Below are 16,433 nucleotides of genomic sequence, written 5' to 3' on the forward strand. Positions count from 1 at the left end.
GAGACGGCCGGGAGTTCCTTGATGCCGTTGATGAAGTTCGAGCGCAGCCGCCGGACGGGCCCGGCCCGGCGGCTGCGCTCGAACTTCATCAACGGCATCAAGGAACTCCCGGTGACCATCAGCTGACGACCCGACCGTGCATTCCTCGTCACGGCTCCGGCGACGCGATCGTCCGCGCCGCGTCAGCTCGGCGGAGCAGTGGTGCCCCTGATGCGTTCGGCTCTGCCCTCCTGAGTGAGCTCCCGTGTGCACCCGGCTGCAGAAAGCCCTGCCTCACGCCGGTTCGTCGAACAGGTCGCGCAGGGTCTCAGTGGTGGCGGCGCGGACGGCCCAGCTCTCTAGCTCCGCCACGTCAGTGCAGGTGACGATCCGGGCGCGGATGTCATCGGGGACGTCGAAGCCACGGGCGGTCAGCACCAGCAACACCATCCTGGCCGCCTCTTCCGCTCTTCCTTCCGCCTTGCCTTCCGCCTTGCCTTGGGCTTGGCCCTCTTGGAGGCCACGGCCGAAGTGCTCGCGGGCGAAGGGACTGTAGACCGGCCAGGTGGTGGACGTCATGATCTCCTCCATGAGGCTGCGGATCTCGGGCGCGGCGATGCTGTAGGCGTATTCATAGTACTGCGGAGCGTGTTCGTCGCGGGTGTCGGCGAGTGCCGTGGCGAACGCCTCGACGACTTTGCGGTCCTTGCCGTGGATCATGACGGACATGGCGGCGAGGTCGAGGTTGGCCGTGGCCTGCTGCGGGTCGGTGATGGCCGGAACGCTGTCCGGCCCCAGCACCACAGGGAGCAGGCGGTAGCCGGTCAGTCCTGACTCGATGGGTCGCGCGTAGTGGGCGGCGGTGTTGTGGTCAGGGCAAACGAGCAGAACGGTGACGTCGCACCCCAGGAGCAGCCAGGTGGCGGCGGCGTAGCGGGCGAGTTGCCGGGGATCTTTGGCTGTGCCCTGCTGGATCTCGACGATGATGGCATGTGCGGGTTGATTGGGAGGCCCAAGAGTGAAGATCAGATCGACTTCGATGTCGTCGGAGTTTCGGGTGTTGAAGGTCCGCTCCTCCTGCCGGATCAACGGGGTGTCGGGGAGTTTTACTCCCATAAGGTCACGCAGGATCTCCACGGCGAGTTGCGGACGGTCGCTGAACATCTTGACCAGAGTGTCATGTCGGGGGGACGGCATGACACCAAATGTTACATAGCAATTACGGACAGTGACAGTCGCGTCCATGCTCTCGTAGCAATTCACTGATCGGCGCGTGTACGGGCGCCGCTCTTCGGCCCGCGCACTTCCACCCCGGTCACGGCTCCCCTACGTACGGCCACCCGGTTGCCGGTGTCGTGCTCTGCCTTGCGCGACCTCGGTGGGACGGCCACTCCCATCGCCTTATCCGCGCGCGGCCACGACGTGCGACGCGGTCGCGCACGGCTCGCGGTGCGCATGGCTCACACGCCTGGGCGGTAGCGGGTCTTGTGGCAGGCCGCGCGGATGCGGCGCTGGATGCGTTCGGTGCCGCCGAGCCCGGGCCGCCAGCCGCGCTCCAGCAGCGCGTCGGCCACCTGCCGGAGCAGGTCGGGAACCTGGCCGGGGATGACATCTCCCCGGACGGCGATCACCCGCCAGCCCAACCGCCGCAGCTCCTTCCTCCGGTCACCGTCGTGCCGCTGATCGGCGGGCGAGGTGTGGTGGATCCGGCCGTCGTACTCGACCGCGACCTTGTACTCCTCCCATCCCAGGTCGAGGTAGGCGGGCCGGCCGTCGCCCAGCTCGACCCTGAGCTGGGTGGCCGGCCGGGGAAGGCCGCCCTCCAGCAGGATGACTCTGAGCCAGCTCTCCCTGGGCGAGCGGGCTCCGCGATCGGCCATGCCGAGCGTGTCTCGCAGGCGCCAGGAGTTGAGCGGCCGGCGCCACAACACCTCCAGGTCCACCCCCTTCGCGGCGAACCGGTCGAGAACCGCCACGGCGTCCATGCGCGGCAACCAGCGGGCGCAGTCGAGCGCCGTACGTTCCATGGTGGTGAGGCGGACACCGTTGTGCATGGTGACGTCGGCGCCGGGGACCGGGGTCACGTAGGTGACGCACCCGGGGAGCGCCACGTGGGCGGGGGCGGCCAGCTCGACGGGCCAGTCGGCTTCCGGGCTGGTCAGGACGCCCGCGCCCCAGACGTGGGCGGCCGTGCGACGGCAGGCGACGGCCTGCGGGACCGCCCGGGTGATCCTGGCGGCGCGGGCGATCAGCGAGGTGGTGCGGGATGGCTGCTGCATGCCGCCAAGGATGCTGCGGCGGTCCGGGCCACCAACACGCCGAACCACGTTCTGTGGATAACGTCGGGTCAGCGGCCTCGAAGTTGTGGACGACGACGATGAAGGGTCACGGGCACGACGCTCGGCGTCCGTACGATCTGCCCGCCCGTGGACGGTCACGGGCGCGGCGTCCCCGAGTCTTACGGGAGCGCGCGGCCGAGCCCTTCGGGGAAAGGTCAGGGACCCGGCCAGGTATCCGCGCTCGTGCGGCGGTCTACGGCAGGAACATCGGCTGCCAGTCCGGGACCTCGTGGTAGCGCCGCAGTTCGGCGAGACCCGACAGGAAGCCGCCCCACGCCGGGTACGGGGGCCGCGCCTCGTCGAAGCCGCTCTGCGTCAACGTCAGCCGCGTCCTGCCGCCGGATCCCTCCAGCTCCCACGTACCGATGCCCGCGTCGCCCCAGTCCACGGAGAACTTGCGTCCGGGCTCGAGCTCGACGACCTTGGCCGGGTCGGGGTTGTTGTCCAGCCCGCCCATGGCGAAGCGCCCGCCGACGTACGGCTCGATGCCGACGGGGTAGCCGAACCACCGCGTCACCGCTTCGGAGTCGGTCAGCGAGTCGAACACGTCGGACGGCGAGGCGTCGATCGTGAGTTGGGCCCGCATCTCCGTGGAGGTGAAGTCGATTCTCGGCGTGAGCTCGCGCCCTTCGACGTGCTCCGCCAGGTTGGCCAGCGCGCAGCACCAGAACGTCTGCAGCACGCCCCGGATGCTCTTCCCCGTGATCACGTCCTGGAAGTCGAAGTGCGTCTGGGACACCGCCACGATGGTCGCGTCGCCGTCCTCCTCCAGGGTGAACTCGGTGGTCGTCTCCTCGCCGTCGAGCAGCCACGCGAACCGCAACGTGCGCTCGTCGGCGTGCAGCGGCCGCTGGTGCGGCGCGTCGCCTTCGGGGATGCTGCGCCCCCAGAACGCGAACGTGCCGGGCAGCGCCACCTCCGCGTGCTCCGCCAGCCAGACGCGCAGCGCGGCGGGGTCGGTGAGCGCGTGCCTGACGGTCTTCAGCGGCGCCTGCACGCGGACACGGATGATCATGGGCTCAGTCATCGTCTTGCTCCTCTGCGGGGTGGTCCGTGGTCTTGGGGTAGCAGGCGACGGCGATCTTGAAGGCGTCGCCTTCCGCGCCGCCGTACCTGGTGAACAGGTCCTGCAGCGTGGTCTGCAGCTCGGTCATGAACCGGTGTCGGTTCTCCGGGTGCACGTGGATCTCTCCGGACAGGCCCAGTGACGGCAGCTCCGGCGCGGTCCTGTCGAGCGCCGCGATGTCGGCCTGCACCTCCTCCATGAGGTCGAGCAGGTAGCCGAGGCTCAGCTCGTCGCGTGCCTTGCGCAGCCCGATCCGGCCCACCAGGCGGGGTGACAGCCAGTACGACCGGGCGCCCGCCTGGTAGATGCCCTCGCTGATCCCGCGGACCTTGCGCTCGGCCACCAGGTCGACGAGACCGGCGTCGACCAGCCGCTTGACGTGGTAGTAGACCCGCTGCGGCGTCTGGCCGAGCAGTTCGGCGACCTGCGAGCAGGTGCGCGGCTCGGCCAGCTGCCGCAGCACCTCCACGCGCTGCGGTTTGAGCAGCGCCTCGGCCTGCTCGATGTCTTCGAGGTACAGAATGTCTCTCATCGCAAAAACTATCCTTTACGTAAAAATCCTTTTTGTCAATAGGGTGCCGACGAACACGGCCCAGTCACGAGACCTACACGTCGGCGACCCGCCGGTCCGGCCCGTTCAAGGCCTTCTCGGGAAGGAAGTGACCACGCGGACGGTGCCCGTGCGCGCCGTAACGGCGGCGCGCCACTGACCGGTCAGCGGCCGTTCCCCTGGACAGAGGCGCGCCGACGACGGCGACTGGCGGACGTTGGCGGTGCCGTAAAAAACAAAAGGAGGAGGTGATCTACGGCCAGGAGGAGTCTTGGTCGGGGTCGCCGCCGGCGGTGAGGAGGCGGAGGTCGGAGTCGACCATCATGGCGACGAGCTCGTCGAAGGACACCTTGGGCTCCCACCCCAGCTGCGCCCGCGCCTTCTTGGGGTCGGCGCAGAGCAGGTCGACCTCGGCCGGCCGGTGCAGCGCCTGGTCGGTCACGACGTGCCGTTCCCAGTCGAGCCCCGCCGCCGCGAACGCCGCCTCCACCAGCTCCCTGACCGATTTCATGCGCCCGGTCCCGATCACGTAGTCCTCGGGGCTGTCGGACTGCAGCATGAGGTGCATCGCTTTGACGTAGTCGCCGGCGAACCCCCAGTCGCGCCGGGCCTCCAGGTTGCCGAGGCGCAGCTGGGTGGCCAGCCCGAGCTTGATCCTGGCCACCCCGAGCGAGACCTTCCTGGTGACGAACTCGGCTCCGCGCCGCGGCGACTCGTGGTTGAACAGGATTCCGGACACCGCGAACATTCCGTACGACTCGCGGTAGTTCTGGGTGAGGAAGTGTCCGTACGCCTTCGCGACCCCGTACGGCGAGCGCGGGTGGAAGGCGGTGCTCTCGGTCTGCGGGGTTTCGCTGACCTGGCCGAACATCTCAGAGGACGAAGCCTGATAAAAGCGGATCTGTCCGGAGGAACCGGCACTCCCGCCACCCCGCGACACCCCCGAGCACACGCGGATCGCCTCGAGCATCCGCAGCACGCCCATCCCGGTCACCTCGGCCGTGAGCTCGGCCTGCTCCCACGACATGGGCACGAACGAGATCGCGCCCAGGTTGTAGACCTCGTCCGGCTGAACCCGTTCCACCGCGGAGATCAGCGACCCCTGGTCCAGCAGGTCGCCCCGCACCACGTGCACGTCGGCGAGCAGCTTGCGCATGCGGGACACCCGCGGGTTCGCCTGCCCCCTCGCCAGCCCCCAGACCTCGTAGCCCTGCTCCAGCAGGTGCTCCGCCAAGTAGGAACCGTCCTGGCCGGTGATGCCGGTGATCAGAGCGCGCCTGGCCAAGGGGTCCTCCAACGATCGCGTCCCGCGTCCCTTTGGGACGGGAATGTACAGCTAAGCGCCCCAATAGGGCATCAAGCCACCTAGAACGCGTTCCACCGAACCACGCTCGGTTACCGCGACTTCGCAGTTCGCACGGCCTGCGAGAGCTACTGTGAACAATTCTCGCCAACCTACCGGATGGTAGCCTTCTCGCACTAAGGTCATCTTTACGGTACACGCCCGTCTTCGGGCCTTACCGGCGAGAAAGGGGTGTCCGTGCGGGAGCGAACGCTGCGGATCGCGCTGCTGTCCTACCGCAGCAAACCCACCTGCGGTGGCCAGGGCGTTTACCTCCGCCATCTGAGCCGTGAACTCGTTGCACTCGGGCACCACGTCGAGGTGTTCTCCGGCCAGCCGTACCCCGAGCTCGACGACGGCGTCATCCTGCGCGAGGTGCCCAGCCTCGACCTCTACCGCGACGAGGACCCTTTCCGAACGCCCAAACTGCGCGAATACCGCGACTGGATCGACTGGCTCGAGGTCGGCACCATGTGGACCGCCGGGTTCCCCGAGCCGCTCACGTTCACGCTGCGGGCCCACCGCGAGCTGAGGAAGCGGGTCGGCGACTTCGACGTCGTGCAGGACAACCAGACCCTCGGGTACGGCCTGCTCGGCATCCAGAAGTTGTTCCCCGTGGTCGGCACCATCCACCACCCGATCAGCGTCGACCGCCGCATCGAGCTGGAGGCCGCCAGGGGCACGAAGAAGCTGACCATGCGCCGGTGGTACGCCTTCGTCAAGATGCAGGCCCGCGTCGCTCCCCGGCTCAGCCCGATCCTGACCGTCAGCGAGTCGTCCCTGGCCGACATCCACCGCGACTTCAACGTCCCCCAGGCCAACATGCGCCTGATCCCCCTCGGCGTCGACACCCGCTATTTCCACCCCCGCCCCGGCATGCCCAGGCGCAAAGGGTCCATCGTGGCGGTGGCCAGCGCCGACTCACCGATGAAAGGCGTCGCCACGCTGCTCAGGGCCGTCGCGAAGCTGGCCACCGAGCGCGACGTCAACCTCACCGTCGTCAGCAGGCCCACCCCCGGCGGACCCACCGAGCAGCTCGTCCAGGAGCTGTCGCTGCAGGACCGCGTACGCTTCGTGCACGGCATCTCCGACGACGAGCTGGGCGAACTGATCGCCACCTCCGAGATCTCCGTCGTGCCCTCGCTCTACGAGGGCTTCTCGCTGCCCGCCGTCGAGCACATGGCCTGCGGCACGCCCCTGGTGGCCAGCCGCACGGGCGCGCTGCCCGAGGTCGTGGGCGACGCCGCCGTACAGGTGCCGCCGGGCGACGCCGAGGAGCTGGCCGCGGTGCTGCGCCGCCTGCACGACTCCCCCGAGGAACGCGAACGCGTCGGCCGAGCCGGATACGACCGCGTCATGGAGCGCTACACCTGGCACGTCGTGGCCAAGAGGACCGTCGAGGCCTACCGAGAGGCCATCGCGGCCCGCGAGAGCTGACCAGAACTCGATCACGAGGAGAAGCGACAAGTGCTCACCGTGGACTTCGCCCGGCTTCCTGTCGGCCCCGGCGTACGCGTGCTCGACCTGGGCTGCGGCGGCGGCAGGCACGCCTTCGAGGTGCTCCGCCGGGGAGCGGACGTGACCGCGTTCGACATGGACCAGGCGGAGCTCGACAGCGTGGCGGCCATGTTCGCGGCCATGGACAAGGCGGGCGAGGTGCCCGCGGGCGCCACCGGGGAGACCGTCCAGGGCACGGCGCTCGACATGCCGTTCGAGGACGGCGCCTTCGACCGGATCATCGCCGCCGAGGTGCTGGAGCACATCCCCGACGACATGGCGGCCATGCGCGAGATCTTCCGCGTGCTGCGGCCCGGCGGCACCGCCGCGGTGACCGTGCCGAGCTTCCTGCCCGAACGCATCTGCTGGGCGCTGGACGAGGGCTATCACACGGCGCCCGGCGGCCACGTGCGCATCTACACGCTGGCGGAACTGTCGGCCAAGCTGAAGTCCACCGGGTTCGTGATCGGCCCCCACCACCACGCCCACGGCCTGCACGCGCCCTACTGGTGGATCAAGTGCGCGGTCGGCGTCGACAACGACGACCATCCGCTCGCCAAGGCCTATCACGAGCTGCTGGTCTGGGACATCATGAAACGTCCCGCCGCCACCAGGATCGCCGAAGCCGTGCTCAACCCGGTCATCGGCAAGAGCGTGGTCCTCTACGTCCGGAAGCCATGATCTCCCACGCGGAGGTCGTGCGTACGGCCGAGAGCATCGCGGCGATACAGCAGGACGACGGCGGCGTGCCGTGGCCGGAAGGGCACGTCGACGCGTGGAACCACATCGAGTGCCTGATGGCGATGTCCGTCGCCGGGCTGGCCGAGCCGGTACGCCGCGGCTACGCCTGGCTGGCCCGCCACCAGCGCGCCGACGGCTCATGGCCGATGAAGCTGGTCGGCGGCGAGCCCACCGAGCGGGGCGGCGAGAGCAACCATGCCGCCTACATCGCCGCCGGCGTCTGGCACCGCCACCTCGTCACCGGGGACCGGCGTCTCACCGAGGAGACCTGGCCCATGGTCAAGGCCGCGCTCGACTACGTGGCGGGGCTGCAGACCGAGCGGGGCGAGATCGTCTGGGAGCGCGACGCGCAGGGCAGGCCGTCGGCGTACGCGCTGCTCACCGGGTGCTCCTCCATCCACCAAGGGCTGCGCTGCGGCGTGCTGCTGGCCGACGAGCTGGGCGACCCGCAGCCCCACTGGGAGCTGGCGGCCGACCGGCTGGCGCACGTGCTGGCGGCACATCCCGAAGCGTTCGCGGACAAGAGCCGCTTCTCGATGGACTGGTACTACCCCGTGCTGGGCGGCGCGGTGCGCGGGCGGCAGGCGTACAAGCTGCTGGAGAGCGAGTGGGCGACGTTCGTGGTGCCGGGGCTCGGCATCCGCTGCGTGTCCGACCAGCCGTGGGTGACGGGGGCGGAGACGTGCGAGCTGGTGCTGGCGCTCGACGCGCTGGGCGACCGGGAGCGGGCGGCGGCGTTGTTCGCCGACGTGCAGCACCTGCGGCACGAGGACGGCTCGTACTGGACGGGGTGGCAGTACGCCAACCGCAGGCACTTCCCGCACGAGCGGTCCGGGTACACCGCGGCGGCGGTCGTCCTCGCGGCCGACGCGCTGATGGACATCTCACCGGGATCTGGGCTGTTCCGTGACATCGCCGGAACATCGGTGTTCGACCCGGACGTCTGCGGATGCGCAGCCGGTACGGGACGGCGCCTGCCTCCCCCGGTAACGGAGGGACGTCCGGGCGAAGGCGCCTGACCTGGCACTTCGCCGGTCCACAAGGGCTTTTGCGGTTCCTTTGCCATGGATATCCGGTGCGCCGCCGGTGAAAGGCGCAATGAGGTAACTAGCTTCTTCAGTGGCCGGTACGAGACGTCTTCGGGGGAAGCGTGGGCGACACGGGCACAACAACGTTCTTGGATCAGGTCAGGACCGAGCCGACACTTTCCCAGGCGCGGGGATGGCGGCGGTTCCTGGCCAAGGATCCGCAGGATTCCGATCTGGGCCGGCGAAGGTTCCGGCTCAGAGATGGAGCTTCTCCGACAGAGTTCACCGATGCCGAAAAGTCGTATGTCTTCGGCTTCAACGCGGTGATGTCGCGAGAAGTCGAGAAGGTTGAGGACGTCGCGGCCGAGCTGCGGCCCTTCGGCTACGAAGGGGCCGCCGCCGCCTGCACCGTACTCGACCTTCTCACGCTGACCCGGGGCCGGCGCCTTCACGAGCTACTGGCCGGCCCCGCCCAGCACCACCGCCACGCCGCCTACCTCGGTGCCGGCCGCGGGTACGCGCTGCTGCGGCTGCGGCCCGTACGCGGGGCCCGGCGCGCGCACCCGCTGCTGCGCTGGCTGGCCGTCGACGGCTTCGGCTTCCAGTGGAGCCTGGCGAGGGCCGACCGGATGGTGGGCGAGCGCTCGATGCCCGACGTGCTCACCAGGGCGCACGGCGCCGTGTTCGACCAGGGGCTGGGACGGCTGCTGTGGTACCACGACGGCGCCTCGACCGGCGACCTCGCCGCCAGGATCGCCCGGTTCCCGGCGGGACGGCGGGCCGACCTGTGGAGCGGCGTCGGGTTCGCCGCCACGTACACGGGCGGCGCCGAGAGCGACGAGTTGTGGTGGCTGACCGAGCACGCGGGCGCCGACGGGTTCCGGGCACACCTGGCGCAGGGGTGCGCGTTCGCCGTGTCCGCGCGGCTGCGCTCGGGCCTGCTGCCCGGCCACTCCGCCCGGGCCGTGGCGATCCTGGCCGGCACCGACCCGGAGGAGGCGGCCTCGTGGACCGACCGGGCGCTCATCGCGCTCGGGCACGAGGCGCGCACGCACGAGGACTACCGCGGCTGGCAGGCGCAGACCCGCCGCTCCTGGACCCGCCGCCTGCGCACCTGACCACCGACGCGAGCTCCGTCCCGCACGCACGCTAACCTTCTCGGACCGATTACCAGGCCGAAAGGATCCTCTCCCCTCTTGATGGGCGATTTCATCGGGCCCGGCGGCACGACCGCGGTGCAACGCCGGGTGCTGCTCGGCGCCGGTACGGGCCAGTTCGTCGAGTTCTACGACTTCGCGATCTACGGTTTCTCGGCCGTCGCCGTCGCCGACGCGTTCTTCCCTGGCGCGAACCCGGCGGCGAGCCTCCTGTCGGCCTTCGCCGTGTACGGTGTCGCGTTCGTGGCCCGCCCGCTCGGGGGCGTGTTCTTCGGCGCGCTGGCCGACCGTGCCGGGCGGCGGGCCGCCCTCTACGCGACGCTCACGTGCATGGGCGTGGCGACCGCGCTGATCGGAACCCTGCCGACGCATGCGGCCGCCGGGACCGTGGCGCCCGTCCTGCTCGTCGCCTGCCGGCTGGCGCAGGGGTTCTCAGCGGGCGGCGAGGCGGTCGGCGCGCCCTCGTTCGTGCTCGAACACGCCCCCTCCGAGCGCCGCGGCACCTGGATCGCCGTCTCGGTCGCCGCCACGGGGGCGGCGTCCGTGCTCGCCCTGGTGTTCATCATGGCGGTTTCCGGAGCACTGTCCGACGCGGCGTACGCCTCCTGGGGGTGGCGTGTCCCGTTCCTGGCCGCCCTGCCGCTCACCCTGATCGGCATCTACATCCGCAGGCGTACCGAGGAGAGCCCGGTGTTCCAGGAGCTCAGGCAGCACAATGCCGTCGAGCGCCGCCCGGTCCGCGGCAGCCTGAGGGGCGACGGGACCCGGCTGGCCCAGATTTTCGCCGTCATGGCGCTGTCCGGGCTCGGCTTCTATGTCCTGGTCGGCTATTTCGTCACCTCCCTGCAAGTCGTCGCCGGACTGAGCCTGCGGGAGTCTCTCGTGGCCAACGCCCTCGCGCTGCTCGCCTTCACAGTGCTGCTGCCGGTCGGGGGCAGGCTTTCCGACGCGTTCGGCCGCAAGCCGATGCTGGTCGCCGGCGCCGCGTCGGTCGCGGTGGTCAGCCTGCCCGCGTTCCTCCTGGTCACGAGCGGCTCCCTGGCCTCAGCCGTGGCCGGGCAACTCCTGCTCGCCATAGCGCTGTGCGCGTACGGAGGGGGCAGTTACACCTTCTTCGTGGAGCTGCTTCCGCCGGCGACCCGCGTCACGGGCGCCGGCATCAGCTACAACGCGGCGCTCGCGCTCTTCGGCGGGACGGCGCCGTTCGTCGGCACCTGGCTGGTCGATCTCACCGGCACGCCGGTGTCGCCGGGCTATTACCTGCTCGTCGTCGCCCTCGTGGCGCTGGCGGTGGCGCTCACGACCCCCGAGACGCGCGTCGGCGAAGGGGCCGGCGCGCAGGACGCACGATCGCGCGTCTAGAGCGTGTCCCGTGATCTTTGGTGTGGGTTTGGTGTAGATCATTGGTGTGGATGAGGAACTTCTGAAGCGTCTCGATCTGACCGATAGGGGCTTACTGCGATGACCGTCGATGGCCGATTCGAAGCTATCGGCCCGGCTTGACACCTGCGCAAGGGGATGTCGTGCTGTGGGAGGAAACCTTCGGCCATCGGCTTCAAAGATCACCGGGACACGCCCTAGATGCCCTGGCCGACGCGCTCCAGCACGCGGAGCGAGCCGTGCACCGCCACCTCGGCGAACGCGCCCGACTCCAGCGCCCGCCGGTAGACGCGGTAGGGGCCCTGCCCGCCGTCGGCCGGGTCGGGGTGGACGTCGTGGAAGGCCAGCGCGCCGCCCTCCATGACGTGCGGCGCCCAGCCCTCGTAGTCGAGGGTGACCGGCTCGTCGGAGTGGCCGCCGTCGATGAACACCATGCCGAGCGGGGTGTTCCAGAGTGCGGCGACCCGCTCCGACCTGCCGACGACCGCGATCACCTCGTCCTCCAGGCCCGCCGCCGCGATCGTGGCCCTGAACACCGGCAGGGAGTCCATCTTCCCGAACCGGGGATCGACCAGCGCCGGGTCGTGGTGGGCCCAGCCCGGCTGGATCTCCTCCGAGCCGCGGTGGTGGTCGACGGTGACGACCACGGACCCGGCCTGCCTGGCAGCCGCGCCGAGGTAGATCGCCGACTTGCCGCAGTAGGTGCCGATCTCGCAGACGGGACCGAGCGGGCCATAGCGCAGGGCCGTCTCGAAGAGGGCGATCCCCTCCTCGGGCGGCATGAATCCTTTGGCGCGCTCAGCCGCGTGAAGCAGCTCCGACGGCATGGTCATGGCATGCACCCTAGCCGAACCGAACAACATTCCGTCGGCCTCTTGCCCGGCACTTCTGCAACCTGTTCTACTTGGCTTCGTGAATCAGCGCGCTCGCATCGCGATGTCCGACGACGACGCCACCGCCTTCCTCGAGGCCGCACGCAAGCTGCAGCTGGCCACCATCAACAGGGACGGCACGCCGCATTTGGTGACCATGTTCTACGGGCTCTCCGAGGGACGCATCGCCTTCTGGACCTACGCCAAGGCGCAGAAGGCCCGCAACCTCGCCCGCGACCCCCGGGTGACCTGCCTCGTCGAGAGCGGCGACGCCTACGACGAGCTGCGCGGCGTCCTCGTCTACGGCAGGGCCGCACGGCTGGACGACCGCGACCGCGTCATGGACGTCGGCATGATGGTCGCCCGCAGGACGACGCCCGGCGTGCCGGACGAGCTGCTGCGCCCGTACGTCGAGAAAACCGGGCTCAAACGGGTTGCGTACGTCGTCGAGCGCACCAAAGTGGTCTCATGGGATCACAGGAGGCTCGCGTGAAAGTGACCGTTGACGAGCTGGTCTGCGAGGCCAACGCCGTGTGCATGGGGCTCGCGCCCGAGGTGTTCGAGGTGGACGACGACGACCAGCTGCACATCCTGCTGCCCGAACCACCGCCCGAGATGCGGGACCGCGTCCGCCACGCGGTCAGGTCCTGCCCCAAGGCCGCCCTTTCGCTGGAGGAATAGTCCGACGGGGGTTCACCGCCCTCAAGCACCCCCACCCGTCCCACCGAGGAGGAGCTCCACATGCGCGCCGCGATCCTGCACGCCGTAGGCAACGACAAGCTCGACATCCGCGACGACGTCACCCTGGCCCCTGTGGGGCCGTCGGACGTCCGCGTGCGCATCAGGGCGACGGGCGTCTGCCACTCGGACCTGTCGGCCATGAGCGGCGTGCTCCCGCAGCCCGTGCCGCTCGTCCCCGGCCACGAGGGCGCGGGCGAGGTCGTCGAGGTGGGCGAGCACGTCACGTCCGTCAAGCCGGGCGACCACGTCGTCATCAGCTGGCGCCCGGCCTGCCAGGAGTGCGACCTGTGCGTGGGCGGCCAGCCGTACCTGTGCATGAAGTACGTCATCGAGTCCTTCAGCAAGGGCAACTTCCGGCTCGGCGGCGACGAGGCGACGGTGTTCGGGATGGCGGGGTGCGGCACCTGGGCGGAAGAGATCATTGTGCCGTGGCAGGGCGCCATCAAGATCGACGACGACGTGTCATGGGAGGCGGCGGCCCTGATCGGCTGCGGCATCACGACCGGCGTCGGAGCCGCGATCAACACCGCCAAGGTCCGCCCCGGCTCCACGGTCGCGGTGATCGGCTGCGGCGGCGTCGGCCTGTCGGTCATCCAGGGCGCCCGCCTGTCCGGCGCGCGCACGATCCTCGCGGTCGACCCGCTGGAGTCCAAGCACGAGCTGGCCAGGAAGGTGGGGGCCACGCACGCGGTGACGCCCGAGCAGGTTCCCGAGGCGGTCAACGAGCTCACCGGTGGCGCGGGCTTCGACTACGGGTTCGAGGTCGTCGGCAAGTCGGCCACGATCCAGAGTGCCTGGCAGATCACGCGGGCGGGCGGCGACGTCGTCGTGGTCGGGGCGGGCGCGACCGACGACATGGTCTCGATCTCGGCGTTCAGCCTGCTGTTCGAGGGCAAGAACCTGCTGTCCAGCCTGTACGGCGAGGCGGACGTACGCCACGACTTCCCCTATTTCGCCAAGCTGCACCAGGCCGGCAAGCTCGACCTGGAATCCATGATCAGCTCCCGCATCCGCCTGGCGGACCTGAACGACGCGGTCGCGGCCCTGCGCGGCGGAGAGGTCCTGCGCCAGATCGTCATCATGGACTGACGAGGCCGGGGCCGATCGGAACCTGTTTCCAGGCGGGCACGCGGACACCCGTGCCCGCCTGAGTCATGTCATGCCGGATTTCGGCATCCACTTGTATGCCAACAGATGTTGGCCAACGGTTGTTGACAACTGCCGTCACCCTTGTCTACCGTTGATGCCAACAACCGTTGACCAAGGGCCGGCGAGATGAGCGTCACGCCCTGAACGGCAGGCAAATGAACGCCCCCGAAGGGATGTGCATCGTGGAACTCGTCAACGACCACCTCGCCGTCAAGGCCCGCCTCGTCGAACCGAACGACCGCGGCTACCTGCTGTTCGCCGCCGAGACGGGCACCTGGCGCGGCCCCTTTCCCACTTCCGTCCCTCCGCTCGACGAGCTGAAGGCCATCGCCACCCAGCTGGCAGCGCGACCGGAGGTCGAGGACGCCACCGTCTTCCGCGCCCGGTTGCGCCCGCCTGGCGAGGGCGAGGAGATCCTCACCGCCCGCGGCATCGCTCCCGCCCGCTACGACGTGGTCCTGCTGGTGCGCACGACCGACGTCGGCAGCGCGCTGGCCCTGCGCGACGACCCTCTGTACACCAAGGCCACGACTCTGCTGCCCGCCCGCCGCACCCACCAGATCGCAGGCCGCAACGCTGCCCGGCTGGGCGACGTCGACCACGGCCCTGACCACGCCTTCCTGTTCAACTACTTCTACGCCGACGACCGCGAGACCTTGCTGAAGATCTGGGAATACACCGCCGGCTGGTTCCAGGCCAAGACCGCGCTGCCCAACTCGACCCTGCTGCAGCCGCTAGACGGGGAGAGCACCGACTACGGGATCATCAACCATGCGAGCTGGCCGGCCCTGCCCACGTTCCTGCCCAGCCTGATCCTCCGGCCCACTTTCCGCAGCTTCGTCCTGGCCAACTTCCAGGCGAACGGCATCGCGGCCCAGCCGATCATCTACCGGCGGATCTGACGGCACCGGAGATGACGGACCTGGCATCCGCCAGCCACCGGGACTTCCCGTCCGCGAGAGCCGCGAAATGGTCACGATGCTTGCGCAGGCCGCGTTGTTGCAGCTCCCGCTCCACCCCTGACCAGACGGCGACCAACCGTGAGCGCTTCTTGCACCGTACGTCGGCACCGGCCGTACGAATCTCCTCGTCGGAAGGTCCGGGAGTCCGCCATCGGGGATCACCCACCGCCTCCGTCGGATCGCGGTAGGAGAACCCCTGCTCGCGCATGCAGGCGCTCCACGTCCGGAACGCCGACAGCACATCCGGATGCTTCACGGAGGCGTCGTACGACTCCTGGTCAAGCCTCCTCAACTCGGGGCTTTCTCCACGAGCGGCTCCCTGGTTGATCCGGACGTAGCCGTCCCGCATGCACCCCGTTGTGCCGTCCTCCCCGTAAGCGGCGACGTGTTCCTCCGAGGTGAGCCTGTCGTCGCGCGCCTGCCAGGCCTGCTCTTTCCGCAGTTCCGACGGGTCACGCACGGGGTGGTAGCCGAATCGTTTCGCAGCCTCCTCCTCGATGACCCCGTACCGCCTGCGGTGGGGAGCGTCATCGACGTGGAAACGGGGCAACCTGGTCCAGGGCACACCCTTGCCGCGCATGCAGATCTCGACCAGCGTGTCCGCAGTATGATCAAGCATGGCGGACTCGTCAGCGCTCACCCTGTACATGTCCAGCGGCAGGCGCAGCGCCCTGGCCTCGGGACCGGCGGGCAGAGCGGCCACCACCTCACCCTCGCGGCTCTGGTCACCGCACCCGGCCAGGAACAGCGCACAACAGACAGCCGTCACCGAACGCCAACGCATCCGAAACTCCTTGATGGCGCCGGAGTGGGCCCGTCCGATGGGGAAGGAACGGGCCCGCTTTCACGCACTGATCCACACGGTCTAGCCGAACTCCAACGATTCGGCGTTGTTGTCGAACGACGGGTTGCCGGAGTTCTTCGTCAGGTCGGCGTCCACGGAGTACGGCTTCGCCCGGTAATACGTGCCCGAGCAACCCCGGCCGCTCCACAGGTAGACGTTTTTTCCGGTGTTGTTCCGCATGGAACTGGCACCGTTATAGACGGACCGGTAGGTACCAGCCCATCGGTTGTTCGCCAGGTCACCGTCGCTCTTGCTGAAACAGGCCCGGCCGCCCTTGTAGTTGTCATGCTCGTAGAGACAGAAAGACCCCGCAGCCGACGACGACCGGGAATCGGCGTGCACCGCCGCGACCCCAGGCGCCCCCACCACGGCGACCACAGCCAGCAAAGAGCCGACCACAACTTTCTTCATGAACACCCTTTCCGTTCCGCGCGCACGCTGAAAGGCCAGCCGCGGAATCAACCAGGCTTTTCGTTCGGGAATCGAGAAAGAACTCCGCCGGCCCTGAGCCCGCTATTCCGACACTGAGCTCGCGCCGTCCAGACGAATGTCATGACCAGCGCGTGACAAGAACCTTACCGATAGGCACGAGCCGCTACGACGAAATATGAGGGCAATAATCCCTCGATTTAGGACAGACCAGGTGTCCCAGCCGGCCTCTTCAGCCGAATCTGGCGTGGAACCCTGGGCGTTTACGCCCGGGAGGAAACGACAGCGCGGGAGGGCCTCCAGGCCCGAGCGGTGCCGTGACAGCTGGTCCGCGTGAGCGGATCAGCCTGGCCGTTT

The 16,433-nt window shown here is 69.1% G+C and carries 17 protein-coding genes; 9 read left to right on the top strand and 8 right to left on the bottom strand.

The window, feature by feature from the left end:
* Positions 1–273: 273 nt before the first annotated feature.
* The 5 genes from E1295_RS41275 to E1295_RS41295 all read right to left on the bottom strand — a co-directional run bounded on the left by E1295_RS41275 (position 274) and on the right by E1295_RS41295 (position 5,219).
* The gene (locus E1295_RS41275) at positions 274–1,224 is read right to left on the bottom strand and encodes a DUF4351 domain-containing protein (RefSeq protein ID WP_246080995.1); all 951 of its coding nucleotides are present in this window, start codon (positions 1,222–1,224) and stop codon (positions 274–276) included.
* A gap of 215 nt (positions 1,225–1,439) precedes the next feature.
* A complete protein-coding gene (locus E1295_RS41280) occupies positions 1,440–2,258 on the bottom strand; it encodes a hypothetical protein (RefSeq protein WP_132639654.1) in 819 nt (272 codons plus the stop codon).
* A 253-nt stretch (positions 2,259–2,511) separates the two neighbouring features.
* On the bottom strand, positions 2,512–3,345 hold the full coding sequence (locus tag E1295_RS41285; protein WP_132639656.1) for an SRPBCC family protein: 834 nt from the start codon (positions 3,343–3,345) through the stop codon (positions 2,512–2,514).
* Positions 3,338–3,916: a winged helix-turn-helix domain-containing protein gene (locus tag E1295_RS41290; protein ID WP_132639658.1), complete on the bottom strand. Its 579-nt coding sequence runs from the start codon at positions 3,914–3,916 to the stop codon at positions 3,338–3,340. Before E1295_RS41290 ends, E1295_RS41285 begins: the two co-directional genes overlap by 8 nt.
* Positions 3,917–4,187: 271 nt before the next feature.
* Positions 4,188–5,219: a GDP-mannose 4,6-dehydratase gene (locus tag E1295_RS41295; protein WP_132639660.1), complete on the bottom strand. Its 1,032-nt coding sequence runs from the start codon at positions 5,217–5,219 to the stop codon at positions 4,188–4,190.
* A gap of 249 nt (positions 5,220–5,468) precedes the next feature.
* Between E1295_RS41295 and E1295_RS41300 the strand changes: the two genes are divergently transcribed.
* The 5 genes from E1295_RS41300 to E1295_RS41320 all read left to right on the top strand — a co-directional run bounded on the left by E1295_RS41300 (position 5,469) and on the right by E1295_RS41320 (position 11,061).
* On the top strand, positions 5,469–6,713 hold the full coding sequence (locus E1295_RS41300) for a glycosyltransferase family 4 protein (protein WP_132639662.1): 1,245 nt from the start codon (positions 5,469–5,471) through the stop codon (positions 6,711–6,713).
* 30 nt (positions 6,714–6,743) lie between these two features.
* A complete protein-coding gene (locus tag E1295_RS41305) occupies positions 6,744–7,454 on the top strand; it encodes a class I SAM-dependent methyltransferase (protein ID WP_181958125.1) in 711 nt (236 codons plus the stop codon).
* On the top strand, positions 7,451–8,533 hold the full coding sequence (locus E1295_RS41310; RefSeq protein WP_166427667.1) for a glycoside hydrolase family 15 protein: 1,083 nt from the start codon (positions 7,451–7,453) through the stop codon (positions 8,531–8,533). The genes E1295_RS41305 and E1295_RS41310 overlap by 4 nt, the downstream gene beginning before the upstream one ends.
* 131 nt (positions 8,534–8,664) lie before the next feature.
* Positions 8,665–9,660, top strand: a complete 996-nt coding sequence (locus E1295_RS41315) for a DUF1702 family protein (RefSeq protein WP_132639664.1) — start codon at positions 8,665–8,667, stop codon at positions 9,658–9,660.
* Between the two features lie 81 nt (positions 9,661–9,741).
* Positions 9,742–11,061, top strand: coding sequence for an MFS transporter (locus tag E1295_RS41320; RefSeq protein ID WP_132639666.1), 1,320 nt, complete (start codon positions 9,742–9,744; stop codon positions 11,059–11,061).
* 215 nt (positions 11,062–11,276) lie between these two features.
* Here the strand turns inward: E1295_RS41320 and E1295_RS41325 are convergent, their stop codons facing one another.
* Positions 11,277–11,906 (bottom strand): class I SAM-dependent methyltransferase, encoded by a 630-nt coding sequence (locus E1295_RS41325; RefSeq protein WP_132639684.1) that lies wholly within the window; start codon positions 11,904–11,906, stop codon positions 11,277–11,279.
* Between the two features lie 85 nt (positions 11,907–11,991).
* On the opposite strand from E1295_RS41325, the gene E1295_RS41330 reads away from it, so the two are divergent.
* The 4 genes from E1295_RS41330 (at position 11,992) to E1295_RS41345 (ending at position 14,743) form a co-directional block, all read left to right on the top strand.
* On the top strand, positions 11,992–12,444 hold the full coding sequence (locus tag E1295_RS41330) for a pyridoxamine 5'-phosphate oxidase family protein (RefSeq protein ID WP_132639668.1): 453 nt from the start codon (positions 11,992–11,994) through the stop codon (positions 12,442–12,444).
* On the top strand, positions 12,441–12,632 hold the full coding sequence (locus E1295_RS41335; RefSeq protein WP_132593902.1) for a ferredoxin: 192 nt from the start codon (positions 12,441–12,443) through the stop codon (positions 12,630–12,632). The genes E1295_RS41330 and E1295_RS41335 overlap by 4 nt, the downstream gene beginning before the upstream one ends.
* A gap of 60 nt (positions 12,633–12,692) precedes the next feature.
* Positions 12,693–13,781, top strand: coding sequence for a Zn-dependent alcohol dehydrogenase (locus E1295_RS41340; RefSeq protein WP_132639670.1), 1,089 nt, complete (start codon positions 12,693–12,695; stop codon positions 13,779–13,781).
* A 242-nt stretch (positions 13,782–14,023) separates the two neighbouring features.
* Positions 14,024–14,743: a hypothetical protein gene (locus tag E1295_RS41345; protein WP_132639672.1), complete on the top strand. Its 720-nt coding sequence runs from the start codon at positions 14,024–14,026 to the stop codon at positions 14,741–14,743.
* On the opposite strand, the gene E1295_RS41350 is transcribed toward E1295_RS41345, so the two are convergent.
* Together E1295_RS41350 and E1295_RS41355 are read right to left on the bottom strand one after the other, a co-directional pair.
* Entirely contained in the window at positions 14,724–15,587 is an 864-nt protein-coding gene (locus tag E1295_RS41350) for a hypothetical protein (protein ID WP_132639674.1), read from the bottom strand. The genes E1295_RS41345 and E1295_RS41350 overlap by 20 nt on opposite strands.
* An 81-nt stretch (positions 15,588–15,668) precedes the next feature.
* On the bottom strand, positions 15,669–16,058 hold the full coding sequence (locus tag E1295_RS41355) for a peptidase inhibitor family I36 protein (protein WP_132639676.1): 390 nt from the start codon (positions 16,056–16,058) through the stop codon (positions 15,669–15,671).
* Positions 16,059–16,433: the final 375 nt, after the last annotated feature.

It is taken from the genome of Nonomuraea mesophila (genome assembly GCF_004352805.1).
In the GTDB taxonomy this organism is placed as follows: Bacteria; Actinomycetota; Actinomycetes; order Streptosporangiales; family Streptosporangiaceae; genus Nonomuraea; species Nonomuraea longispora.